Origin of the sequence: Rhodococcus opacus B4 (assembly GCF_000010805.1) — a bacterium.
Classification (GTDB): domain Bacteria; phylum Actinomycetota; class Actinomycetes; order Mycobacteriales; family Mycobacteriaceae; genus Rhodococcus_F; species Rhodococcus_F opacus_C.
On the sequence record NC_012520.1, the window covers coordinates 25,816 to 51,395 of the forward strand.

The 25,580-nt window shown below is 62.3% G+C and carries 13 protein-coding genes and 3 pseudogenes; 7 read left to right on the forward strand and 9 right to left on the reverse strand.

Going from position 1 to position 25,580, the window contains the following annotated elements:
• Window position 1 precedes the first annotated feature (1 nt).
• Genes ROP_RS36105 through ROP_RS36115 form a run of 3 tightly spaced genes read left to right on the forward strand, consistent with a single transcriptional unit; the run spans window position 2 to window position 6,440 of the window.
• Window positions 2-2,512, forward strand: coding sequence for an ATP-binding protein (locus ROP_RS36105; protein ID WP_012686748.1), 2,511 nt, complete (start codon window positions 2-4; stop codon window positions 2,510-2,512).
• Window positions 2,509-4,788 (forward strand): hypothetical protein, encoded by a 2,280-nt coding sequence (locus tag ROP_RS36110; RefSeq protein WP_012686749.1) that lies wholly within the window; start codon window positions 2,509-2,511, stop codon window positions 4,786-4,788. Before ROP_RS36105 ends, ROP_RS36110 begins: the two co-directional genes overlap by 4 nt.
• A complete protein-coding gene (locus ROP_RS36115; protein WP_012686750.1) occupies window positions 4,788-6,440 on the forward strand; it encodes a M23 family metallopeptidase in 1,653 nt (550 codons plus the stop codon). The genes ROP_RS36110 and ROP_RS36115 overlap by 1 nt, the downstream gene beginning before the upstream one ends.
• A gap of 184 nt (window positions 6,441-6,624) precedes the next feature.
• Here the strand turns inward: ROP_RS36115 and ROP_RS36120 are convergent, their stop codons facing one another.
• Both ROP_RS36120 and ROP_RS36125 read right to left on the reverse strand, forming a co-directional pair.
• Complete coding sequence (locus tag ROP_RS36120) at window positions 6,625-6,987, reverse strand: hypothetical protein (RefSeq protein ID WP_012686751.1); 363 nt, start codon at window positions 6,985-6,987, stop codon at window positions 6,625-6,627.
• The gene (locus ROP_RS36125; protein WP_043827368.1) at window positions 6,984-7,460 is read right to left on the reverse strand and encodes a hypothetical protein; all 477 of its coding nucleotides are present in this window, start codon (window positions 7,458-7,460) and stop codon (window positions 6,984-6,986) included. Before ROP_RS36125 ends, ROP_RS36120 begins: the two co-directional genes overlap by 4 nt.
• Before the next feature lie 392 nt (window positions 7,461-7,852).
• Between ROP_RS36125 and ROP_RS44925 the strand changes: the two genes are divergently transcribed.
• The 4 genes from ROP_RS44925 to ROP_RS36135 all read left to right on the forward strand — a co-directional run bounded on the left by ROP_RS44925 (window position 7,853) and on the right by ROP_RS36135 (window position 14,795).
• Entirely contained in the window at window positions 7,853-7,978 is a 126-nt protein-coding gene (locus tag ROP_RS44925; RefSeq protein WP_268960729.1) for a hypothetical protein, read from the forward strand.
• Between the two features lie 1,795 nt (window positions 7,979-9,773).
• On the forward strand, window positions 9,774-12,128 hold the full coding sequence (locus ROP_RS36130) for an FtsK/SpoIIIE domain-containing protein (protein WP_012686754.1): 2,355 nt from the start codon (window positions 9,774-9,776) through the stop codon (window positions 12,126-12,128).
• 99 nt (window positions 12,129-12,227) lie between these two features.
• Entirely contained in the window at window positions 12,228-13,802 is a 1,575-nt protein-coding gene (locus tag ROP_RS41770; RefSeq protein ID WP_012686755.1) for a pentapeptide repeat-containing protein, read from the forward strand.
• A gap of 480 nt (window positions 13,803-14,282) precedes the next feature.
• On the forward strand, window positions 14,283-14,795 hold the full coding sequence (locus tag ROP_RS36135; RefSeq protein ID WP_012686756.1) for a hypothetical protein: 513 nt from the start codon (window positions 14,283-14,285) through the stop codon (window positions 14,793-14,795).
• Window positions 14,796-15,541: 746 nt separating this feature from the next.
• Here ROP_RS36135 and ROP_RS42905 read toward each other — a convergent pair.
• The 7 genes and pseudogenes from ROP_RS42905 to ROP_RS36180 form a co-directional block, all read right to left on the reverse strand.
• Window positions 15,542-15,838 (reverse strand): annotated as a pseudogene (locus tag ROP_RS42905) (integrase core domain-containing protein); the annotation flags it as partial.
• Window positions 15,839-15,842: 4 nt separating this feature from the next.
• Window positions 15,843-17,444, reverse strand: a complete 1,602-nt coding sequence (locus tag ROP_RS36140) for an IS30 family transposase (RefSeq protein WP_080512607.1) — start codon at window positions 17,442-17,444, stop codon at window positions 15,843-15,845.
• A gap of 27 nt (window positions 17,445-17,471) precedes the next feature.
• Window positions 17,472-19,808, reverse strand: coding sequence for a tyrosine-type recombinase/integrase (locus tag ROP_RS36145; protein ID WP_012686759.1), 2,337 nt, complete (start codon window positions 19,806-19,808; stop codon window positions 17,472-17,474).
• Window positions 19,805-20,854, reverse strand: a complete 1,050-nt coding sequence (locus ROP_RS36150) for a tyrosine-type recombinase/integrase (RefSeq protein ID WP_043826076.1) — start codon at window positions 20,852-20,854, stop codon at window positions 19,805-19,807. Before ROP_RS36150 ends, ROP_RS36145 begins: the two co-directional genes overlap by 4 nt.
• Before the next feature lie 82 nt (window positions 20,855-20,936).
• Window positions 20,937-21,709: pseudogene (locus ROP_RS41780) on the reverse strand (IS3 family transposase); the annotation flags it as partial.
• Window positions 21,710-22,829: 1,120 nt separating this feature from the next.
• Window positions 22,830-23,048 (reverse strand): annotated as a pseudogene (locus tag ROP_RS36165) (transposase); the annotation flags it as partial.
• 1,832 nt (window positions 23,049-24,880) lie between these two features.
• A complete protein-coding gene (locus ROP_RS36180) occupies window positions 24,881-25,483 on the reverse strand; it encodes a helix-turn-helix domain-containing protein (protein ID WP_308821640.1) in 603 nt (200 codons plus the stop codon).
• Window positions 25,484-25,580: the final 97 nt, after the last annotated feature.

A 25,580-nucleotide genomic window follows, 5' to 3' on the forward strand; every position in this document is an offset into this window, starting at 1 on the left:
TATGGAACAGCCGACACTGTCAATGGCCGCGAACATCCGGTGGACGAAGTCCGGCGTTGTCTGGGCGGACTACGTGCTCACGGGCATCGACTACGGTTACCGCCCCGATGTGGACAAGCGCACTGCTCGTACCCTGCACACGATGCTCGTCCGCGCCCTTCCGGGCGAGTCACTGTTGATGGGCATCGCAGCATCGTTGAGCGCCGAAGCCATCGTTTCCCGAATGACCGAAGGCGTCGATCTCGATGCACACCCGGACTGGGCAACCGAATGCGAAGCGACTCTCGACTCGATCGAGCTATACCGCCCGGGGCAGAGGATCTACTGGCTGAGCATTCCGCTGACCACACCCAAGGTCGTCGATCAGGTCAAGGCCGCCGCTCATTCGGCCTGGACCACACTCTCCGACTACATCGGGCTGCCGCGGACCGCACTTGACGATGACGAGATCCGGGCCCGTGTCCGGCAGGCCAACCGGATCATGGCCGACATCCCCGGTGTCTTCGATCCGCAACCTGCCACTCCCGCTCAGATGGTGTGGCTGTGGCAGCACGCGATGACGCGCGGACTGCATGTCGACCCTGACCTGCCCGACGCAGCCGTGACGCCAGGAGCAAAGTCAGGTGCCGCCCTGACCGCATGCCGGATCGACGAGGGCGCCCAATCGGATCGAGAGAAGGCTTCGGGTTGGCGAGGCAAGGTCCCGACGTTCAGTCGGGTCCTGAAAGTCGACCAGCCGTACGAAATCGTCGACCACCCGGCCTCCTACCAAGTGCTCCTCGCGCTCGCTGACACCCCCGCCGGTGGCGTCTATTTCCCCGGCTCGGAGTTCTTCACCCTCGCTGACGACTTCGGCGATATTGATGTCGATTTCGCCGTACGGCTCAAGGTAACCGCCGGTGCCGATGTCATGCGAGCGAACAAGCGCGCACTCGAGAACCTGAAGGAGCAGTACGAACAGCGGGAAGGAGAGTTGGCCGGCGGCCAAGGTGTTCTCGACCTCGCTGCCGCCGCGTTGACCGAATACACCTCGTTGCTCGAGACGAACCGCGATGAGGTCGAGGTTGCCTGGACGGCGTTGTTCGCGGTAGGAGCTGATTCCGAGGAGCGTGCACTCGCTGATGCGAAGGCATTGGTGAAAGCGTTCGAACAGCAGGAATACAAGGTGGTCGCGCCGGTCGGCTACCAGGAAGACCTGTGGTGGGCGATGTTGCCTGGCGTCCCCACATCGAAGATCGTCCGCGAGTTCGCGCAGATCACCACATCGACGCATTTCGCGGCGTACATGCCGTTCATTCGCAACGAACTCGGCGATGGCAGCGGTCCGCTGTTGGCACTGAACATCACCACCTCTCGGATCGGTGTGGTTCACCACGACGTCGCCGGAAAGTCCCTACGCGACCAGTCCGGATCCTTCGCGGTCACCGGTGAGCTCGGATCGGGCAAGTCGGTCACCATGAAGGTGATCGCCGGCCAGGTCGTCGACTGCGGAGGGCAGGTCATCGGCATCGACCAAAGCGATCTCGGCGAGTACGCCAACTGGGCACGCGCCGTCACCGAAGCAGTCGTGGTCGACCTCGTCGAACCCGAATACAGCATGGATCCACTGAGGATCTTCGAGGCCGGACTCGCAGCAGAAATGGCCCAGTCCGTGTTGTTGACACTGCTCCGGATCCAGCCTTCCTCAGACCTGGGCATCGCATTGGCAAAAGTGATCGAGCCCGAATACCGCGCAGAGCACCCCTACCAGGGTTTGGGCGAGCTGACCGAACACCTCCTGTCCGGTGCTTGCCCGATCGCCCACGCCCAAGATCTCGGCGAAGCAATGAACGTCTACGCCCGCCGCACCTACGCGGCGGCACTGTTCGGCAAAGATCTACCCCCGCTGCCCATTACTGCTCCCGGCATCATTTTCCGCACCCACAAGGTCGACTTACCAACCCAGCTGCAGACCGAGAAACAACACCTCTACGAGAACCTGCCGCTGGAGAAGCGGTTCGGCCACGCGGTGTACACCCTGATCGCGAAGGTCGCCCGCGGACAGTGCTTCGCCGACCCCGACCAGATGGCGTTGTTCCTCGTCGACGAGGCACACCACCTCCTGGGCGCCGACGACGGAGTCGACATCGTCGAGGACTTCGTGCTGCAGGGCCGCAAGTCCTCGGCCGCCGTGGGACTCGGCGACCAGGACTGCGCGTTCGGCACCCCGAAGCTGCGCGGACTGATCAAGACCCGCATCGCGCACCGTCATACAGACGAAACCCTCGCCAAGCGCGCCATTGAATGGCTTGGCCTCGACCCGGACGACTACGGACTGGTCAAGCAATACATGGAGCAGACAGCTCCGGTAACCGGAAAAGACAAGTACGTCGAACCTCACCGCCGCGGTGAAGGTTACATGCGCGATGGCAGCGGAAACGTCGGCCGTATCAAGACGCTGCTGCCTGCAACCGAGTCTCGCCGAATTGCAGTGTCGACCACTCCGAAGGACAACAAGCTGGTGAAAGCATGACCGCGGCCGCGGCGTCCTCCCGTGAACGGGAGGTGGTCGGCGGCCCCGAACCCCGGGAGTATTTCAGTGTCCGCGCCGCGGCCAAACGCTCACTGCTGTGGCTTGTCACCGCATGGATTCCGCAATCCTGGCTGACCGCACTGATACACCTGACCCGTCCAGTAACCCGCTGGCTGTGGGCACGCTGGTGGAGCCGGCTACTCATCCGCCTCATCGCCGGCTGGCACGCGGCCGGCGCCCTCTTGATGATCGTGGCCACCCCGGCTCTCGCCGATCCCGCCGGCGGCGGCGGTGCGAGCCCGTTCTTCGCCTGGATGAATCTGAAAGATTCGCACGGCATCGACGCGTGGAGCTATTTCCTGTCCATCGACAAAGGCAACGCCTCAGTGGGCGGCGGCTGGCGCATGATCTGGGCGTACATCATCACCCTCGAATACGAGGTCTTCCGCTTCCTGATGGCAACGGCCATCTGGTTCATCACCTGGGTGCTCTCGTTCGAATGGCTCGACCTGATCCTCACACCCGTGCGCACCATCGCCGACTCGGTCACCACCATCACCGACCAGTTCGCGCTGACCCCGCTGATGCTCACAGTCGCCGGACTCAGCGTCGCCATCTGGATCATCCGCGGCCGATTCTCCACCGGAATCTACGAGCTCCTCATGTCCTGCGTCATCGCGGCCGCGGCCGCGGGCGTTCTCTCGAACCCGGTCGATCGCGTCCTCGGGGACAACGGACTGGTGCTGTCGGCGCGAGATGCCGGCCTGGAAGTCGCCTCCGGGCTCGCCAACGGCGGTGATACCAGCGGAAACCCGCAGACCGAGATCGAAACGATCGAATCGAAACTCATCGACACGTTCATCCGCCAACCAACGCAACTGATCAACTTCGGAGTCGTTCTCGATGCCCCGGAAAACAACGGGAAATGCGTCAAAGAGTTCGACGCCGCGTACCTCGCGAAGCCCAAGGAGCCAGGACTCGCAGACAAAGCGCAGGACGTCGTCTCCGAGATCGCCCCTGGGGCAGGCGTAGCCCTTGACCTGATCAATCCCGACGCGAAACCGGAAGACCGCGTCAAAGATGCCATCGCCAAATGTGAGGGGGAGGACGGGCCGATGAAGGCCTATGCCGACAACCCCGGTCCCGGACAAGCGATGGGCCTGTTTTTCCTGATCTTCGCCGGCGCACTCCTCATGGCCTTCGCGATCTACCTCGCCGGCCGATTGATCATCGCCGCAGGTGTCTCGATCGGCAATGCCATCAAATCGATACCAGGAGTCGTCCTCGCCATCGCACCCTCGATGCGCGGGCAGTTCTGGCGGACCATCGCCAACGTCGCAATGGCGTTGCTGCAGATGATCTTCGCCATCGTCTTCCTCGTGGGATACGTCATGGTCGTCGAGGATCTCTTCGCTGCAGACGAATCGAACCTGATCCGCACGGTGTTCTTCGTCGACATCTTCCTGGTCACCGCACTTCTCCTCTTCCGCCGAGCGGTCAAGGGAATGAAGCGAATGTCGGACAACCTGGCAACAATTCTGACTAAACGGCCCAACGTCGCACCGACCGCCATTAGTCGCTCAACGCCCACCACAGCGCGCGACATTGCTGCGATGGCCGCCAACGGACGCCACATGTACCAGGGCGGAAAGGCCGTGGTGAAGGGGGCAGGAGCACTAGCGAAGAAGTCCGGCACTGCCGCGGCAACGACCGGAAAAGTCGCAGCCGGAGCCACGTCGACCGCAGCAACCGGCGGGGCAGCTGCAGTGCTGGTTGCCGGACGGGTCCTCTCCTCGACGGCGAAGCGAGCGAAGAACAAGGTCGACTCGATCGCCGATCCCGACAGCTACCCGAAGTCCACCTCAGGCACGGTCGGTGCCCAGACCAGTCGTGGAACCGCGGCTACGAACGCTGCTGCCGACGCTGTCCGGAGTCGACTGTCGAAAACGGCGGTGTCGGACAAGGCCGGCATCAAGCACCCCATCGGGGTCGCCCCGTCGTTGCCGGTCGCCAACCCTGGCCAGGTCCGCGCCTCGGCCACCACGACCAGTAGCCCTGACGGTCGCCGATTCCGCGAATTCACCACCACATCTGGGGCGCCGGTGATGTTGCCGACTACACCGAGCCGCACCCCGCGACCAGCCAGACCCGCCTCTCCTGAAACAGGGGTCCCCAACGGTGCAGGGTCGAAGACTGCTCAGCTGCTCGCTGCCGCCGCGCAGTCCGGATCCGCGCCGGTAGTCACGCCGAGCGCACTGGCTCACCGAGCTCGCTGATGGCGCTCCTCGACACACCACCGTCGACCCCGGACGCACAGGAAGGCAGCTCGAAAAAGTGGTGGTGGCTGCTCGCCGGAATACCCGCCTTCGCCATGGTCATCATGATGGCTCCGATACTGGTCATCCTCGCGACGACCGGTAGTGACACGAACTGCGGTCAACCTGTGCCAGACGCCGGGGGCGGCAGCCTCATGGGACTCAAGCCCGGATCCCTCGCGGTCCCGATGGCCGAAGGCACCTACACAATCAGCTCACCCTTCGGTATGCGCGAGACAGGCATGCACGACGGCCAGGACTACGCAGCACCACTGGACACCCCGTTCTACGCCGCCGGTGACGGCGAAGTCATCGCCGCCGAGCCCGCCGCCGGCTACGGACACTGGATTCGGATCCGGCACACCATCGAGGGCCAGATCGTCGAATCCCTGTACGGGCACATGCAGGCGTCCGGGGTCCTCGTCCACACCGGAGACAAGGTCACAGCGGGCCAACTGATCGGCAAGGTGGGCAGCGAAGGACAGTCGAGTGGACCGCATCTTCACTTCGGCGTCTACCCCGGAGGCTGGTCACTGGGCGGGGGAGTAGATCCCATTCCGTGGCTCAAACAACAAGGAACCATCTCGCCCACTCGAGGACCAGCAGAGCTGGTCGCACATACCGATTCCACCGGTGGAGATCTGCCACCGCTGCCCGCCGACAAAGGCAGCGAAGCGCAGATGCAGGTCGACTCGATCCGCGTCATGCGCACAATCGCGGCGGCCTTCCCCGAGATCACTACCATCGGCGGTTGGCGCCCCACGGACGACGTCGCCCAGGACCACCCCGCCGGGCGCGCGGTCGACATCATGATTCCCGACTCCGCGAGCGCCCAAGGGAAGGCACTCGGCGACAAGATCGCCCTGTACCTCCAACAGAACAAAGCGGCCCTCAGCGTCGAGTACGTGATCTGGCAACAGCGCTACTGGGACGGCACCGGTGACTGGTCGCTGATGGAGGACCGTCACGGCTACACCGCAAACCACTTCGACCACGTACACGTCACACTCGAGGGCGGCGGGATGCCGACCGCCGACTCCCACTACGGCAGCGCTCCGGGCGGTACGACCACCACGGAGCCGTGCCCGCCAGAGGTCGGTGATCAGACCAGGTTCGCCCCTGGCAGCATCCCGCCGCAATACACCAACGCAGTCTCGGCTGCTGGGTCTCTGTGCCCAGAGGTGAGCCCGGTTCTGGTTGCCGGCATCGTTCAACAAGAGTCCGGGTTCAACGAAAAGGCGGTCAGCAAGGGCGATGGCGTAAACCAGGGCGGCGCCGAAGGAATGAGTCAGTTCATGCCGGAGACCTGGAAGGCTTTCGGTACGGATTCCGGTCTAGATCGAAGCGGAAAAGCGGAACCACCGAACGCTGCCGACCCGTTCAATCCGTATGACGCGATCGCCTCGGAAGGGCGCTATCTCTGCCACATCGCCGACTACCTTCGACCGCATCACGACAGTGGAGCCGTCAAGGGCGACTTCACCGATCTGATCATCGCCGCCTACAACGGCGGGGAGGGTGCCGTCGTCACTTACGGCGGGATTCCGCCATTCGGCCAGACCCAGGCATACGTGCCGGCCGTGCGTGAGCACATGAAGAAGTTGACAGCCTGACACCCGCCAGGACGTTATTGCCACACCGAGATCGTGCGCAAATGCCACCCACCGCCCACGCCGACCTACGTCGACTGCACCACTGACCTACAGGTTCCCGCAGGCCAGGACCGTTAATGGGCCTCCGGTTTGGGGCAGGGTCGCGCCCCACCGCTCGGCGTGCTCGCAGCGACCGTATTGAGCCTTACTCGGTTTCCTTCGGATGCCCAGGCTCGCATCGCTCGAGTAGAACTCGGCCGGCGTTCTTCGCGCCTTTAGGCGCCGGATCGACGAAGAACCAGATCCGCCCACCGTCGGTCACCTTGTACTGGTACCGAGCGTAGGTTCGCCCTTGGTACGTCCCGTAGGCGTAGTCGCCCTTGAGCTGATACAGCCGCGATGTCTCCACTATCGGTTCTCGGGTGAGTGTGTCCCATGCATCGACCGTGGCGTTGCGTGCGGTCGCCAGCAGATCGGTCCAGCCCTTCGCGGCGTCACGCGTGGCGAACACGAGATGCCATTCGACACGTTTGATCGGACGAGGGACCGGGCCATCCTTCTTGCTCACGCGCCGAGATCCGGGGCTTCGACCACCTCGGGTTCATCGAGATACTCCAAGTCGGAGCCATCAGCTGTCAACCGAGGGTCGGCGTACGCCTCCGCCGTGGCCTTCCATGCTTCGAGCAGGATCGCGAGTCGATCGAAGCGGGCCACAGCGATGCAGGCACGCGCCGTGGCCTGGAACTCGGCGACGAACTCCGCGTGCAAGGCCGCAGGGAGTAACCCGATCCACGGCAGTGTCACGGCCAGGCGGGTGGCGACACGATCGAGCGCCGCCTCATCGAGGGAGGCAGCGAAAAGCTGCCCGACGACGCCGAGGGCGCTCAACTCCGCGCGGCTCGCCGACTCCTGGGTCAACCGCAGAGCTGGAGCATTCCGGCGAGTCAGAACCACCTCACCGCTGTCCTCGAGGACGCCAAGGACATCCTTGGGTGACCTCAAAAATTCGGAGAATGTGGCCGTAGTAGTCGACTTGCTCATACACACCATTACATCAGAACTAGTTCAGATATTCCAGGTGCCGTTGATCACGTAGCCTCCTCCGAGCATGCCTCCGCGCCCTAAGAGAGTCACCGTTGGCAAATTCTTCGGCCGCAGCGTCTCGGCGTCCAAGCCGCATGTGGCGTCGGTGTTCCTGCCCGACTTCCTGCCCTACTTCGACACCGAGGCGACCGCACACGTGGGGATCGAGCGGTCCGGGCGATCCGAATCCTTTCGTCGTCGCCGGACAGGCTGAACTTGTGCCCGACCAACGGGGCGCTCATCTGCGCTGGGTGCAACTTACCGTCCGCATCGCCGGCAGTGTTCTCGTCGGCATCGGCTACCGCATCGTTGTGGACGCCCACCCTGACATGATCAGTCGATAGAGCGCGGTGGCACTGCTCGTTCGAAGTACGTTGCCGCCGAAGACGAAGGATATTGCGCACTGTCCTGACCGCACCGAGTTGGTCGGCTTCGGCGCGGCCAAGGCTCAGGAGCTCGGTGTCGAAATCGACTGACACACCCTTCTCACGACTCTCCCGGGGAGTGAACGGCCGACCTGTTAGTTGAGAGGAGCACCACGGATAAGCCCGTAAGTCAAGCAGTCTTGATGTTGGGACGGCATTGGGACGGTGTTGGGACGGTGTTGGGACGGGTTCTTGATCGGAGTGCGAGACCAGGGAGATCGGCAGCGTGGGCCACAGTACGGGGACGTAGCCGAGGCTGAAGGAACGATCAAGACGCGTGAGAGAGGTTATTGCCTGAGCGGAATAATTCCCGTACGCGGGGGATTCGCTCCGATCCATGCTCTCTTCGTTGCGCTGATCGGAGCGTAACCAACGTGTCAAGGGGTGGTGGTGTAAATCGGGGATTTGTCCTGGCTGTCGGTTCTCGGTCGATCTGGCGCGTTTCTCACATAGGTGGCGCGGCGTTGGCGCAGTTTCTCGCCCGGGTGGCGCATGCCTCGGTGCTGGGAGAGATTGCGCAGTTGAGCCGTGCCGATGACGAGTTCGAGGCGGTGTTCGTCTCCGGGTCCGGGGTGGAGCGTCGGGTGCCGTGGCGGTGGTTGCCGGGAGGTGGTCGACGAACTGGAACGGCCGGTGAGGTCGTTCCTATCGGTTCTCAGCTGATCTGGCGGGAGTTCTCACACATGTGGCGAGGCTCCTCATCCGAAGTGGCGGAAGCGGTGGAACCGCAGTTCCACGTGTTGCAGTCGCGCCGATTCGGGTGCCTCTGTCCCCAGAATCCGCCAGATCGCGTGAGAAGGGGTTGATGACGACATGACCGCGACAAGTGGCGCACCGCAGCTCACGGCAGGGCGCCACCGCCAGATCGCTCAAGAACCGACACTGGCTCAATGAAGGTGGCGGAGGATCACTGAATCTGGCGAGTCGTGTCGGCTATCTGGCGGACGGCTCAGTGGAGCTGGGAGAGTTGGCCGGGCGAGATCACCCAGTATCACCTGGTGTAGCTGCGAATCGGCGAAACCTTCATCTCCATACTTATTTCCGTACTCGCCAAATTCAATGAGTCGCTCATCAAGGCAACGACGCACCGAGCCTGGCGAACCGCTGGTCAGGTCCGCCAGATTCATTGAGTCAGGACAGGATTTGTCCTGACTCAGTGCATCTGATGATGCCGACTCGGCGAATCTGATGCCGACTCGGCGAATCTGATGCCGGCGTCGGTCAATCTGATGCCCGGTGTAGTGAATCTGATGCGGAGTTCCCTGGTCAGCGCTCCGACAGCGCGTGCTGCCTTATCGAGAGGATCGCGACAACAGGCCGCCGTTCCGTGTGCATCCGATTGGTTAAGCCACGCGCGACGAGGTCACGCCGCCAATCTGATGCATCGTAGAACAGGATCGTTCCCGCATCGGTTTCGTTGAGTCGGGACACGGCGATTGCCGTAACAGCATTGCGGTGGCGCAAGGTCTGGTCAATGGGATGAGGATGGGACGCCTCCCAGAGGACTCCGATATGAGGCGATGAGCGCACAACTTCCAGATTTGGAGCGAGCACGGACCAGGAAACTTGGCAGCGCGTGTCACACAAGCTCCCTTACCGGGATCTTCCTCCGAGTAGGAGAGATCAATCAGCGGCGAGGTTGTGTGCTCGCTCGCGCAGGAGGGAGCAGCGTGGAAATGCGAACTGATCAGCGATCTGCGAACGCAAGGTTGCCGCGGCACCGATCGGCAGTTGGATACGCCGAGTCAGGATCAGGAAGTACGAATTGGCGAGCGGAAGGCGATCGCGGCGTCAGTGCCGGCACGCTCGTAATCTCCTCGCCGACTTGTGACGGCGAGGCCTGGCGATGACAACAACACCTCCGCAGCAAAGTGGTGCGCGGTTCGCACGCTCTCCCCGAATCAGTTCCTTGCCGCCGCGGCCGCACACCTGGCTCCGCGACAGTTTCTGCTTGGGAACGACCGCGGTCGGTGCCAGCGCCGCCGCTCCGCTGTTCGGATACAGCGCCCTCGCGATGCCCGCCGCGGCGAGCTTGTCGATCGCTGCCCTCTACGCCGGATTAGCCGGCAAACGTAACCAGCTTCGCGATGTCGACGTCGACGAAGTGATCGAAAGACTGTGTCCGATCGTGGGGCTGCCGGAGGCCACCCGGGCAGTGCTGTCGACATCGAAATGGAGCAGTGGATGGCCGGGACTTCCGAGGAAACTCACCGTGCACTACGACTCCACACAGGCACTGAATGACGAGACGTGGCTCGCTGATATCTGCGGGGTCTTCGAAGATCAAGGGTGGGGTTTCTTCGAACTCGACAAGCACGACCCCGCCCGCCGGCGCCTGATCTTCACGCCCGCTGCCGAGCCGGAACGAGAAGTTTCCGACAGCGACCAGGTTGTGCGCGCGAAGAGGATCATCGCCCAACTGTTGGGCCCGACCGCGACCGTAACCGTGATCGACGTCGCCGCCGAAACCGGCGAAGTGACCTCAATGGAAGTACGTCACGAACTTGGTCCGAAACTGGAATCGGATGGCTACCGGACCCGCGTCGAACGAGGAATGAGCGCGACATTGCCCGGTCGCTGGCGAGCACGGTGGAACCTTGAAACGGATTGGGTTCGATTCGAGCAACGCACAGCATTCCCGGACAGTGTCTGGTTGCCGGCACCGGACCTCGACCCCGGTGCCGACCTCATGGCCAGCTACGACTCGGTGGAAATTCCGTACGGAATCGACGAAGACGGCAACGAGGTTGTGTGGCGGCCGGCGATCGACCCGAACCTGATGCTGATCGGCCCACCCGGAAGCGGTAAGACCGTGACCGCACACAATCTGTTGGTCAACTTCTCGCGACGTGGATGGCCGATCTGGGTCCTCGACGGCAAGTACGTCGAATTCCTGGGATTCCAGGACTGGCCCAACGTACAAGTCGTCGCTACAACCATCGAGCAGCAAGTGGCGTTGGTCCACCGCGCCCGCGATCTCATGGAGTTCCGCTACCAGAAGATCGTTACCGGCGAGGCGACAGAAGCGGACTTCGAACCAGTACTGGTCTTTCTCGACGAATGGGCCGAGTTCCGCGGCAACGTCGAAGATTGGTACTCCAGGGTTAAACCGAAAGGTGGCGCCCGACAGCCGCCGGTGCTCAACATGCTCGCGTCGATGGCACGCAAGGCCCGAACCTCGCGAGTGCATCTAGTCTTCGGAACTCAGCGTCCCGACGCGCAGTACTTCCTCGGCGACATGCGTGACAACTTCGCCATGCGCATCTCCATGGGCCGGCTCTCACCACAAGGGGCACTCATGATGTGGCAATCACCGACGATCGGTACCAGCGTGCCCCGCAAGTGCCGCGGCCGCGGCACCACCGTCACCGACAACTATCAGCCCATCGAGATCCAGTGCTACCGCGTACCCGACCCACGCAAGACGCGAGCCGGCACCTTCGAGTCCGATCTGCTCGACACCCTCCGACCCCCGATAACACGCCATCCACGATTGCTGATCGTCCCACCGGACGAACTTCCGGACATCGACGCCACCGACGACACGTCAGAACCGGCACCGCTGACATACTTCGACTACATCGAAGCCGAATGGGTACTGGCCACCGACCGACCCGACCTCGATCCGGTGCTAAGAAGAGCGAAGATGACCCACGAAACCGATCGGCGTCTCGCGTCACCGACGGCGCTCCTCGGGCTACTCGGGGGCCGCGCCGAGCCCACCAACGAAGCAGCGGTAGAGCTCGACGACTACCGCACCCCGACAGCCGCCGGCGCCACCGATGCCGCCTCGTTCTTAGACCAGCTCTCTGCTCCACAACTCGGTGAATCCTCCGCCGCTCGGGCGGAGTCCTCACGCGCTCGACTAGCCCTGGTCAAAGAGTCAGCAGCAACCGAACCAGAGATACCGGCGGACGGCGGAGCCGAGGTCTTCGACATACCGGAGGATTCACCTGACACCTACGAGGACCAGTACGGGCCGGTCCGCGATGTTCGCGCCGCCGATGTCGCACTCGGCGACCTATTGCTGATGGAGGACATCGACGAATGGGTCGTCGTAGACACCGATCCCGAGCCGGACATCATCGAAGACTCATTGCTTTCGCTGACCTGGCGCAGCGACACCGATGAGTTCGGCGACCTCGCCTTACCTGACAGCTCCTACGTATCAATTCGCAAACCCATCCAGGTATCGGGCTGAGCTGGCAACGACGACTGCTGTCGCGCCCGTCGCACTCAGTATGGCTGGACACTCGCTCAGCCTCCACGGATAAGACGAAGCGCCAGGCGAGAATGAACTGTGCCGCCCATTCTGCTCACCCAGTTGCAGCCGACCGAGCCTCCAGCTCCGCCGGAGATCCCGGCCGAACCTCTGCCACCTGCTGAGATTCCATCGTCCCCGACGATCCCCGTCACACTCGAAGACTTGAAGAGCTTCCTCGAAGCGGCATCTCCGACACCCGGATTGCTGACTCAACCATGGGCCACCCTCCTCGCGAGCCTTGCTGTCCTCGGATCCGGATATCTCGTATATAGGAACGGAAATAAAACACGAAAACAGGCCGAGATACACTTCGGAACCTCTCATGACCTCGAAGTCACTCGCAGTCTGCGTGACAGATTTACCACCATCGCCGGCCAACTCGCGGACCCGGCCTCCGCCGTTCGTACTGCTGGCGTCTACGCAATGGAAGCTCTTGCCAACGACTGGCTGGCACGCGGGGATAAGTCCGAGGCGCAAGCTTGCATCAACGTCCTGTGCAGCTACGTCCGCGCGCCCTACGCACAAGCACAGGGGCGCGGTCAGAATCAAACGAACAGAATAATCCGCATCAGTCTTACAGACCGCGTCGTCGAAGAACACTATGAATACCGCCAGGACGACCGAGAAGTACGTCAGAGCATCATTCGCACGATCGCTGCTCACTTAAAAGCTAATGGTAAGGGCAACTGGAGCGATCTCGACTTCGACTTCACTGGCGCGCACCTCGACAACGCGGACTTCTCTTACGCAATTTTCAACAAACCTGCTCGCTTCGAACGCGCACAGTTCCTTGGAGCATCTGCCCGATTTGAGCATGCGACTTTCACGGCTTCAGCCACTTTCGGTGAGGCTCGATTCTGCAGCGGCCTCACAATATTTGACGATGCGAAGTTTCACGGCCCCAATAACAAATTCTCTGGCGCAAAGTTCGGAAGCAGGTACAACAGATTCGATCGAGTCGAGTTCACGGGCGGCATCACAAACTTCACGGATTGCGAGTTCGAGGGTGAGGATACAGCCTTCGATAGCGCTCGGTTCGAGAGTAAAAACACGCTGTTCACCGGCGCTAAGCTGCTCAGCAAAAGAACATGGTTCGTCGAAGCCACCTTCGAGAGCGAGATGACGTCGTTCGATCGATCAACGTTCGATGGAGAAGCAGTCTCATTTGACCAGGCCAAATTTCGAGGAAAGAATACGACGTTCAAAAATGCAGAATTTTCGGGCGGACTCACTGATTTCAATGCCGCCGAGTTTCGCGCAGAAGCGACGCGCTTCGGGTATGCGAAGTTCAATGGAGATCAAACTTCGTTTGATAAATCGACGTTCGGTGACACAAGGGCAAAGTTTGGTGGTACGGAGTTCAATAGCGTGAGTGGAACCACGTTTCATGAGGCAAGATTCATTGGCGGACGCATAACTTTCGGGTGGGCCATTTTCAACGGCCCCGCATCGTTTGAACGGCCGGAAGTGTGGGCGAACGTAGAATTTGACTGGAGTGCCCAAATTCCATACGAGATGAGAAAAAGAAAGCCGCAGAATGTTTTGCCGGACGTCTGGCCCCCCGCTTTGATGGACTCGCATGGTGCGGAGGAGGAAGAAGAGCAGGACTAGCGTCATCCTCGCGCGGCACACGTGGCCCCGCCCAACCCTGTTGTGGAAGTCGATGCACTTTTCCCAAGGGGGGCGGCTGGGGTGAGGATGCCTCGCGCAGAATCAAACGTACTGCTTGCAGAATCTGCTTGGACAAACTGCTTGCAGCTCTGCAGTGAGGGGACGATCGCGGCTTCGGGATACCGCGTGACCTGGCCGCTGACCTTTAGCTCGCGCAACGGGCGGTTGCAGCTTCGAACGGTAGATGTGCCGCGAGGAATCGATGAGACGTGCGACGACGTGGACTCCGGCGTGCTCCGATATCGTGACTCCACTAATGGCTTTTTGAGGCGTGGGCAGAGGCGGTAAGGAATCTTGGGAAGGTCCCGGCGCAGTCGAAAGAATGGCGCTGCACAACAACCACGCGCAGGGCTGGCCTCAGAACAGTTCTCTGAGCTGAACGCAACCTTCTATACCGGGGATCCCGCTGAGTACTTGCGCATGCGTATCGAGTCGTTGTCACTGACGCTGTGTGACGACTCGGCCCTAGCGCCTGCGTTCGGCTCTGCCCGCCGTGTGGGCATTGCGGAATTCGGCGCGATGCAGCCGCCGGACGAGGATGCGCGAGTCCGCTACGTCAGGTCCGAAGCTGTTGTGATCCTGCATCACTCCGCGGAAACACTCCTGAGGATGTACTTCGCGCACGTCGCTTACCCTCATTGCCCCTGGGTGGGTATCGCGTCGTCTCGGACGCCGGGTGAGTTCAAGGACAAGTGCCTCAAGGTCGCACATCACGGTGTGAAGCGGGACAACGTCGCTACAGTCTTCATGGGCGGCACCGACCCGAGGGGTGCCGCAGTACGCCTTACCGACGACCAGTTCGAGGCGTCGGTGGAGGCGCTGACCAGCCTTCTTCTCTTTTGCGCTGAGCGATTCTTGTCGGAGTCCTTCATCTACAACGCTGCGAAGCACGGCTCGAGCACAGTCAACCCCGAGCACCCGCTTCGAGGTTGAACCTCCGGGTGGTGGCGATCGTATTCCGATTTCGTCGGGATCGATGCTGACGTATCTGCACAAACCCGAGCGGCCCGGGTCACGGTCGGGCCCAGAATGGTTTGTCAGCGCCACCGGCACTCTCCCGGATCAGGACTTGGGTGTGGCTCTGTTGATCCAACGCGCGGTCTCCTCCCTATGGGATGTCGCGCGCCGTCGGTACACCGGACAGTCGGGCAGCATCAGCGTGTTCTCCCCGACGATGATTCTGGATACGGTCAACGGGCCAGTGCAGAACTCTCTCAACATAGTCCGGACGATTTCATTGAGCTACCGAAGAAGGGCAGCGATGGATCCATTTCGGAAGTGAGAGTGAACTTCACCCGTCAGGCTTTGGATGAAGGCTGGGATTCCTCCACTCCTGGCTTTCGACCAGTCAACCTTGTACGCGTTGATCTATCCCGTCGACAGAGGGATCTTCCGCCGATCACGGTCAGCAGGCAGAATTTGCTTCCGTTCTCACCGAAAGGCAGTACACGAGTCTGACTTCCCGGTGGGCGCGTCACGGCATTACAGGCTATATGATGACGCCGTCGCGGGGGAGAACCTGTGCAGGACAGTCGCGGACTTGTGGGTGGCTGCCGCGGCGGCAAACAAGCACGATCGAGAGATATCACCCGGCCGACTTGCCGATCGTAGTCGCAACACCAGCCAAGAACGGTGAGACCGATGGTATGAGGTTGCCCCTCGGGAGTGGACACCGGATTTCATGCGGCGACTGACAGCGTAGACGACGCGATGAGTCGTTGTTCGAACTCCACTGGGGTGAGGTATCCGAGGGCGGAGTGACGGCGACGTCGATTGAAGTACGAGAGCCACTCGAACAGGTCCAGCCGTGCCTGCGACTTCGACGTCCAACTCCGTCCGTGCAGCCACTCCCTCTTGAGTCCTTGGAAGAACGACTCGGCGAGAGCATTATCGTAACTCGAGCCGACCCGTCCTCGACTTAGCTGAATCCCATGACGGCGGCATACATCGACGAAAGCTGCTGCGGTGTACTGGGCGGATTCAACCGGTCGTCGCAACACCGTGCCGTGAGGACGAGTGTACCTGTTCGGCAAACACTTCCGCTGGAGTTCTCCAACCGTGCACTTTTCGGGGGCGGTTGTTGAGCGCATCGGCGACCGCCTGAAGCTCACGGAACTTGTATCGGGACAGATCAGTTCCCTTCGGAAAATATTGTCGCAGCAGCCCATTGGTGTTCTCATTCGTTCCGCGCTGCCATGGACTGTACGGATCACAGAAGTAGACACGGATACCCGTAGATGCCGTCAGCTCGGCATGACGCGCGAGTTCCTTTCCGCGATCCCACGTCACGGATCTGCGTAGATGCTCGGGCAGCGGTGACAGCGTCGCGGCCAGAGCATCACGAACGGACTCCGAACCATATCCGGACAGCGCCGGCCCGTTCTTCACCATCGCCGCTGTTCCATAGCCCTTCAGTCGCGGCAGGTGTAGTAGAGTCGTGTATCTGCTGGTGCGCTCGACGAGCGTGCCGATCGCGGACCGGGTCAGACCGATGATGAGGTCGCCCTCCCAATGCCCCGGCGTCTTCCGGCTCTCGACCTCCTCCGGACGGGCGCTGATGGTCACCTCCTCGGTGATAAATCCGGTGCGCTGCTTCCGTGCTCGCGCACGAGGCTTTCGCAGCGCCCGGCCGGTGCGCAAGCACGCGACGAGCTCCCGCTCCAGGCCGCCGCGACCCTCGATGTAGAGCGATTGGTAGATCGCCTCAGGTGAAATGCGCATCGTCGGGTCCTCCGGATAGTCGATCGGTAGGCGATTCGAGATCTGCTCCGGACTCCACGCCGTCGCCCACCGACGATCACCGCGCCGAGGCTTGTTTCGGCCAATCCAAGCGGCATCCGGACCGGACACCACGGTTCCATCGTCGGCACGAATCACACCAGACAGTTTGTCCTGCACATATTCTCGTAGCCGATCGTGTTCGGCGAGCTTCGCTGGTTTTGGGCGCCTCGCGGCGAGGTCGGCCTTCCACTGTGCGGTCGACGCTCGGTATGTGAGCTTGCCATTGCGGGTGGCGGCGTTCCGCCGCAACTCCCGCGAGATCGTCGACGGTGACCGTCCGATCCGGTCAGCGATGTCGCGCATACTCATACCCTTGGCTCGCAGCAGCGCGATATCCTCACGCTCGGTGAACGACAGGTACCTCCCCGAGACCGGGGTCAACTCGATCGGTGGCATCCCACCAGCCTGGCGGAACCACCGTGTCCCCACCGGCCCCGACACGCCGCATGTGGTCGCTGCGTCGTCGCTCGTGAGACCCTCGGCGATCCGCGTCCAGAATGCCCGCTCTAGATCTCGGCGTATCGGAGGCCGTCCCGGTGACCGCATCACCGCACGCCCCGTCAACGCTGCTGCCCACCCGGGTGGTCGTCCCATTCCCACACCTCCGTTATCGAGGTGTTGCTTCCACCGGTTGAGCCTGGTCTGTGATCCGCGGTCGCTGTGGAAGATAACGCCACCGACGTCACCACCGCGGGTGCGCACCGCCATCTCGATCGCGTCCGTGACGAGATCGGTGCGCATGTGGTCAGCGATCGACCAGCCCACCACCCGGCGTGAGAAGATGTCGATCACCGTGGCCATTATGTGGAATCAGGATTGTCAAGTTCATCAGGGTTCTCCGTGTCGGACTTGCACGATCGGCAGCAGGGTCACGGTCGGGGACGTACCGATCTCTCGTGGGGTGGGCCCGGCGGGTGTAGGGAGGTCGGTGAGGCGCTCGAGCAGCGCCGCGACGGCGGTGTGTCCGTCATCGACGGCGGCGCGTTCGTCGTCGGTGAGCGGGATGCTGGTGAGCATGCGTTGTAGGTTGCCGCTGGCCTCGAGTAGCTGGGCTTTGCTGGAGTCTTTCGGCGTGTAGAAGTCGCAGCGTGCGCAGGCCATCCGGTGCTGGCACTGCTCGAAAAAGGTGTAGCTGCACCAGCCGTGGCCGAGGTCGTAGTGCTGCCAGGGTTGGCCGGTGGCGGCGCCGCCGGAGGTGACGGCGTCGCGGTCGACGAGCACTTCGATGGTGCGTACGTTGCGGGCGAAGTAGCCGGCTTCGTTGTAGGCCTTGGACAGCGTGTTCGGGGTGATTTTCGCGTAGTGCTGGGTGGTGTTCGGGGTGCGGTGGCCGAGCCAGGCCTGCAGCTCGAACAGTGTCATCGGTTCCTTGGCGTTGTAGAGCTGGGTCGCGATCGTGGAGCGGGCCCGGTGACTGGTGATGTTGCCGCGGACGTCGCTGCTCGGAACACCGGCCTTGGCGCAGAGCGCGGGAATGATCGTGCGGTTGATGTAGTTCTTTGCGACCGGGTGCGCGCGGAAGGCGAAGAGCATGTCCACCTGTTCGCTGGTCTTGCGGTCGAGTGTCTTCGGCTGAGGCGGGCGCAGGGCTTGCCAGGCCTCGAGCGCCTGTCCCAGAAGGGGATCGACGGGTTTCGTGAACGCGGTGCCGGTCTTGTGGACGGGGACCTCCAGCAGGCAGACGGCGTCCTCAGCGAGCACGTCGGGTGAGTCGGCAGCAATGGGCTGACCGTCGTGTTGCCAACGCACGCAGCCAACTCGCAGCCGCGATAGCTCGTCGCTGCGCAGTCCGCCGAAGAGCCAGGTCAGTGTGATCGCCCGGATCAGCTCCATTGGGTAGTAGGTGTGGGCGGAATTGCCGGGCAGGTCACTCGAGTCGAGATTGAGCCCGGCCCAGAGCAGCTTCGCCCACACATCGTCGGCAATGACACGCGGGTTGGTGCCGATCAGTGCGGACACGCTGCGGGGCAGTGCGAGTGCCCGGGCCGGGTCGAAGCGACGATCGATCCATTCCCACTCCTGGCAGTCGCGGAAGAAGGTGCGGGTGGCCATGAGAATGTGGGCTTTGGTGCGTGGGGAGATCGGGTCTCCGGTGCGGGCGCGGAGGTGGTCGCGGCGTTGGACGTAGTCGCCGACGGTCATGCGGTCCACGGCCGCGACCCAGGCGGCGCTGGTCTGGCGGGTCCATTGCCCGGGTTCGGTGATCTCGGGATGTTCGGCGGCGAGCCACCGCCCGGCCTTGGCCAGGATGGTGCGGATGGTCCTGCGGACCCGCGGGGTGAGCGTGGAGGTGTCGTGCCAACGGGCGACCCAGTTGGCCCAGCTGTCGGTGGTGCCTTCGATGACGGCGTAGGGGTTGTCTCCGGTGCGCACCGGCGGGTCGCAGTGTCCGAGTGCGGCGACGGCACGTTGGAGCGCGTAGAGCATCTCGCCTTGGTGATCGTTGGTGGCTGGGTGCACGCGCAGCCGGTCGAATGCCGCGGTATCCAGATCCTCGAGCCTGGAACTGCGGTTGATCAGCAGGGCCTGGCTGAGCCCCCCGCGCAGTCGGTGTTTGCCGATAAAGACGCCGCGGTACCCCCACTGGTCCAGGACCGCGCTGGCCTGGCGCATCGACTCCTCGATCGCCTCGGCGCCGAAGACGAGGCGGGCCAGGTGCAGCCGGTTGAATGTGCCCAATAGTTGGAAGGCGTCGAAGCTGCCGAGCAGATAGGCCAGAGCGACGAGGAAGGGACGCACGGTGGTCTCGGTAGGCAGTTCCCTGGCCGCGACGAAGGCCTCGGCGCTCGAACCACACAGCTGCGCCCAGTCCTCGCTCGTCCACGCCCAGTAGGACCGGCCGGTGTCCGCGCAGTTCTGCAAGATGATAGCGGCCGCGTGCGCCCCGGCCCGCCGAAACCGGGCGTCATCGCCATGATGCAACCCGGCCCGCGCGGTGTCGAGCGGCTCGACGAGCCGCACCAGCGCCGTCCAGTGGGTCGCGGTCCGGCGTGGGATTCCCCGCGCTCTATTGCGGCGCAACGCCTTCGGGCTCAAATCGCGCAGTGCTCGGCGCTCCGCATCGGTCAGCTCCTCCCGGCGATCGTAGCGTTCGAGGGACACCGGAAACGTCGACGCCGGCCACGTGGCATCCGCCTCGCCGACGGCACGAACCGCGGCGGTCACGCCGGACCCGTCCCGTCGGGTGCGGTGAGCATGCTGATGCGCTGCGCATGCAGGTGCGTCATTGCACGATTCAGCTTCTCCGCAAGATCCCGACCCGACAGGTGAATATAGGTCAGCGTCGACTCGGTGGAACGGTGCCCGGCGAAGGTTGCGATCGCATGCAGCTCCCAGCCCATTCGCGCCAGGTCGGTCAGACACAGGTGTCGGGTGGTATGCGTAGAGAACTGCGGAACATCAGCAGCCAACGCGACTCGCCGCACCACCTTCGACCAGCTCCACAAGCTCAGCGGCTCACCGAAATTGCGCCGTGACTCGGACAAGAACAGCGGCCCCCGGGCGCGGCTGATCCCGGCCCGGTGGGCGAGGTAGCCCGACAGCAGCACCCCGGTCGCCGCAGAGTACGGCACCACCCGCCCTCGACGGGTCTTGGTCGTCTCCGGCCGCACCCGCAGCATGCGGTGCGCGGGATCGAGATCGTCGGTACGGAGCGAGCACAGCTCTTCACGGCGCAGCGCCGAGTCGTAGGCCAGCGCCAGCATCAGCCGGTTACGGATCGGCTCGAGCCGGAAAACGTCGAGCAGCTGCAACCACTCGGCCTCGCCGGGGATCCACGGCAACTTGACCATCCGCGGGACGAGCGGCCGGGGCTGCCCACCGAAGTGCCGGCCCGGCGTGTAACGCCCGCGACCGACCGGGTTGGACTCGCGGACCCCCTCCTCGACCAGGAAGTCGTAGAACAACCGCACCGGAACCAGTCGCTGCTGCAGCGTCGCGTTCGCCAGACCCGAACCCGAGTCCAACGCGACAACATTGGTACCGCGCCGACTCGGTCGAGTCCGCAAGTCCCTTACAAACAAGGCGATTTGGGCCCGGGTCGCGACAACCGGATCGACGCCTTCACGCTCGCAGACGAGCAGGTACTCGGCCAGGCCGCGAGCGTACGCATCGATCGTGCGAGGCGCCCGCCCCAGATCGGTCCAGATCTGCAACCACTCGGCCGCCCGCTCGTGCCGGCACAGGACCGGCCACTTCTCTTCCAAGATCATCGACACAGTCAACAGGGCCCCTCAGCTCGTGGTGACACCGCGGGACGAACAACCGACCCCCGGCGTGATTCCACGTAACTAATAAGAACAACCACGAGGATCCCACCGGGATGTAGGTTATGTCCCCACACCACTTGGTATCGACAGCCGTAGCGGTGAAGTCTCGCATCACCAGATCCGGCACCGACGGAGCCGACTTGTCCGCGACGGTCGTGCGCTTGCTGCGGCGCAGGTGCCTGCCCACCACGTGGTGGATTCGCATCAGCCGGGTCACCCGTTTGCGGTTGATCTTGCGTCCGCGGGAGCGGAGTTCGGCGTGAACCCGCGGGGCACCGTAGGCGCTCCGGTGCTCGGCATGAATGGCGCGGATCTCGGCGACCGTCGCGGCTTCCTCGGCCTGGCGCTCGACTCGGGCCGGCTCCGTGATCAGGTGCTTGTAGTAGCCGGAACGGGAGGTCCCGAGCACCCGGCACAGCCGCTGCACGCCGAACTCGGCGCGATGGTCGGAGATGAAGTCCCAGCGGCGGGTCTTCACTTCACCTCCTTTGCGAAATACGCGGCCGCCCGGCGCAGAATCTCGCGTTCGAGCTGCCATTCCTTTTCCGCACCGCGCAGCCGCGCATTCTCCGCGCGCAGCCGCGCGAGCTCGTCCGCCTCGGTCCCGTCGGCGCCGGTACTGCGGTCCTGCGAGCGCGCGTTACGGGCGGTGTCCTTGCGGACCCACGTCCGTAGCGTTTCGCCACTGACGCCCACATCCGCGGCCACCGCCGCGTACGTGCGTTTGCCGTCGGCCGCGCGATACAACGCGACCGCGTCTTTCCGGAATTCCTCCGTGTACAGAGACTGGCGTCCCACCTCGACATCCCTCCTGGCTCTCCTAGAACCATTGTCCGGGGTGTCCACTCAAAGGGTGCAGCCTCAGGTACGACCGGACGGTCGGTGAAGATCCCACGCAGGCAAGTGGCAGCGGTCAAGGACGGGATGCTTCGACGGCGCATTGAAGGGGGTACCGGTTGTTCTGATACCCCTTCACTTCTCTACATCTCGGCGTACGCGCCCCCTGAATCCCTGGACTGAAGAAGCTTTCCTCTCCATTCCGGGATGAATAACGGCCAATAGATAATTGACCTCCACGTTAGTTGGAGCCTGATGCCCCACTCTCGGGTTCCCTCGCCCGATCCACGATCTCGTTGAGATGGCATTGCTCTTCACTGGGGCCGCTGTAGCGGAAAGGAAAGTTCGGGTTTTCCCTTTGGTTTTTCAGCACATCGATCTGCTGCTGTGCGCAATTCGTTACGGCTGGAGTAGGAGGAGGAGATTCGCCCACCAAAGTGAAAATCCCCGCAACAATTGCTGATGCGAACAGGAACGCGCCAGTTATTACGGCGATTGACCCAGGTCGGTCAATGGAAGACGTTAGGGCGGGGTTCGGTTGAGGGGGTGCTGGTTGTTGGTGTAAGACGATGTTGGGTGGGGTGTTGTTCAGAAAAAACCGTCCGATAGCCGCCTGGATTTCGGCATCCGATGTTGTCAACTACTCGGCCTATTGCGAGGAGCGGGTGAGTCAAGCTGGTCAAACGTAAGCGCAGCTTCGCGCGAAAGTTGCTTGACTGCGTCCTCGTATCGATAACGCACGCGTGGGAATTGATATACGACATAGATAACTAGGGCTATAGCTCCTATAAGAGTAAGCGCCATAGTCGAAAGGCTAAGTGGCGACTGTTGGAGCGTGGTCCACTTCAGCGCGATGATCGTCAGGTCAATGACCAATGTTGCGATTGCCATGCCAAGGCCTAGACGGAGTTTCGCACGGGACGCGTGGAAGCGAGAGCGGAGCTCCTTGGAGAGTCCGTTGACGCTGTCTTTGTAGATCTCCTGCATCTCGCGGATCTGCCACACCTCACGATCCATGTCGGGATCATACTTGTCGGACCGGATGCTTCGGGGCGGATCTGAGACAGGGTGAACTCTAGAACGCCAGTACCTCGGCTTCATGCGAACTCGCGACACGACACACTACCGTCGACTCGACCGGCTTCGCCGCCGGGTCCTTGCGGACCCACGTCCGTAGCGTTTCGCCACTGACGCCCACATCCGCGGCCACCGCCGCGTACGTGCGTTTGCCGTCGGCCGCGCGATACAACGCGACCGCGTCTTTCCGGAATTCCTCCGTGTACAGAGACTGGCGTCCCACCTCGACATCCCTCCTGGCTCTCCTAGAACCATTGTCCGGGGTGTCCACTCAAAGGGTGCAGCCTCAGGTACGACCGGACGGTCGGTGAAGATCCCACGCAGGCAAGTGGCAGCGGTCAAGGACGGGATGCTTCGACGGCGCATTGAAGGGGGTACCGGTTGTTCTGATACCCCTTCACTTCTCTACATCTCGGCGTACGCGCCCCCTGAATCCCTGGACTGAAGAAGCTTTCCTCTCCATTCCGGGATGAATAACGGCCAATAGATAATTGACCTCCACGTTAGTTGGAGCCTGATGCCCCACTCTCGGGTTCCCTCGCCCGATCCACGATCTCGTTGAGATGGCATTGCTCTTCACTGGGGCCGCTGTAGCGGAAAGGAAAGTTCGGGTTTTCCCTTTGGTTTTTCAGCACATCGATCTGCTGCTGTGCGCAATTCGTTACGGCTGGAGTAGGAGGAGGAGATTCGCCCACCAAAGTGAAAATCCCCGCAACAATTGCTGATGCGAACAGGAACGCGCCAGTTATTACGGCGATTGACCCAGGTCGGTCAATGGAAGACGTTAGGGCGGGGTTCGGTTGAGGGGGTGCTGGTTGTTGGTGTAAGACGATGTTGGGTGGGGTGTTGTTCAGAAAAAACCGTCCGATAGCCGCCTGGATTTCGGCATCCGATGTTGTCAACTACTCGGCCTATTGCGAGGAGCGGGTGAGTCAAGCTGGTCAAACGTAAGCGCAGCTTCGCGCGAAAGTTGCTTGACTGCGTCCTCGTATCGATAACGCACGCGTGGGAATTGATATACGACATAGATAACTAGGGCTATAGCTCCTATAAGAGTAAGCGCCATAGTCGAAAGGCTAAGTGGCGACTGTTGGAGCGTGGTCCACTTCAGCGCGATGATCGTCAGGTCAATGACCAATGTTGCGATTGCCATGCCAAGGCCTAGACGGAGTTTCGCACGGGACGCGTGGAAGCGAGAGCGGAGCTCCTTGGAGAGTCCGTTGACGCTGTCTTTGTAGATCTCCTGCATCTCGCGGATCTGCCACACCTCACGATCCATGTCGGGATCATACTTGTCGGACCGGATGCTTCGGGGCGGATCTGAGACAGGGTGAACTCTAGAACGCCAGTACCTCGGCTTCATGCGAACTCGCGACACGACACACTACCGTCGACTCGACCGGCTTCGCCGCCGGTTGGCAGGTGGTGGCGCGGCAGTCGTACGGCACTGCCGATGCACCGGCCATCCACTGACGAGGAATCACCCCGAAAGAACCACTGGACAGCAGATATCTGCCCGGTGTTCTCGCCCGAGAGAGTACGGGGAGCAGCGTCCGGCGCCGTCTCGGATGCGTGGCACGGGACTTGTTCAAAAAGAACGCCGCAGTCTGTCACACAAGCCTCTTCGAACGGATCTTCCTCCAGATAGAAGCCCACTTCAGGAGGAGATCCCATGCACCCCAGTCAACCTCAGCAGCCCATCAAGCCAGCACGGAATGCAGCAGGCCTGTCCGACGAGGACCAACTGTCTCTGTTGATGGCGGCCCCATTGATTCTGGGCCTCCTTGTCGCGGCTCTTCCGGCGATGTCGACCAAGGCGACTGCGTGGCTGCTCGCTCACGATCTCATCGTTGGGGCTTCGGCGTCACCGTTGGTGACTATCCCTGGCACGGAAGGTGCCGGCCTCGACCTCCGCCGGTTGATCATCGTCGTGGCAGTTCTTGTGCTCGCTGCGACTCTGGCTCTCAGCGGAGTGCGGCGCTCCATCGATCGTCGCCGACAGCAGCGGTTGCGCCGCGGGGACAGTGCATGAGCACAGGGGTGATTGTTGCCGAGCTATCGAGAAGGAAGCGGTCGATTCCGTGCGCGGATGAATGCGTCACGGATTGTCCGTTCTTCCAGGCGCAGAGCCTCAGCGAGTGCTGTGGTATGTCGATCGGACAGGCTTCCTTCGCCCCGCTCGATTCGGCCGATGGTGGTGGTGCTGAGTCCGGTTCGGTCTGCGACGTGTTTCTGCGTCAATCCCGCAAGATTCCGCAGGTCGGCGATGGTCCGACTGTCTTCCGGGACGACGACGAGGCGGTCGAGGGGTATTCCCAGCTTTTCGGCGGCCCGGGCGAGGTGGTCGGGCTGAGGGTGCGTTCGCGAGGTTTCCCAGTTGTGGATGGTGGTCGGGTCGACGCCTATTGCGCGGGACAGGTCGCCGCGCGTGATTCCGGCAGTAGTGCGCGCGTCTTCGAGGGCCTGAGGCTTGAAGCCGTTCAGGGGCGCTCTCACTGCGATTTTCCGTTCATCGCTGGACATCCTATTGAAGATGTAGATACCATCGTTGCATGCCGGGTTTAAATTCCAGTGGTAAATGCGATGCGGTGCAGCGCTGACGATCACTCGCTGAACTCGAACCCGGTGCGCTCGAGTACGAACAGTTCCCACGTACATGCGGCCTGACCAGCCGCTAAACGGAAAAGAGCATCCGATGACGACTACCGTTTCAGCTGCCCCACCCTTGTCCCAGACTTCTGCGCATCGACGCGAC

Coding starts and splice junctions, on each gene's coding strand:
- ROP_RS36140 (WP_080512607.1), bottom strand. CDS start 17,444: ATGGCCACGGTGATCGACATCTTCTCACGCCGGGTGGTGGGCTGGTCG.
- ROP_RS36130 (WP_012686754.1), top strand. CDS start 9,774: ATGACAACAACACCTCCGCAGCAAAGTGGTGCGCGGTTCGCACGCTCT.
- ROP_RS36125 (WP_043827368.1), bottom strand. CDS start 7,460: ATGAGCAAGTCGACTACTACGGCCACATTCTCCGAATTTTTGAGGTCA.
- ROP_RS36150 (WP_043826076.1), bottom strand. CDS start 20,854: ATGATCTTGGAAGAGAAGTGGCCGGTCCTGTGCCGGCACGAGCGGGCG.
- ROP_RS36115 (WP_012686750.1), top strand. CDS start 4,788: ATGGCGCTCCTCGACACACCACCGTCGACCCCGGACGCACAGGAAGGC.
- ROP_RS36180 (WP_308821640.1), bottom strand. CDS start 25,483: ATGTACGTGGGAACTGTTCGTACTCGAGCGCACCGGGTTCGAGTTCAG.
- ROP_RS36135 (WP_012686756.1), top strand. CDS start 14,283: ATGCGTATCGAGTCGTTGTCACTGACGCTGTGTGACGACTCGGCCCTA.
- ROP_RS36110 (WP_012686749.1), top strand. CDS start 2,509: ATGACCGCGGCCGCGGCGTCCTCCCGTGAACGGGAGGTGGTCGGCGGC.
- ROP_RS36105 (WP_012686748.1), top strand. CDS start 2: ATGGAACAGCCGACACTGTCAATGGCCGCGAACATCCGGTGGACGAAG.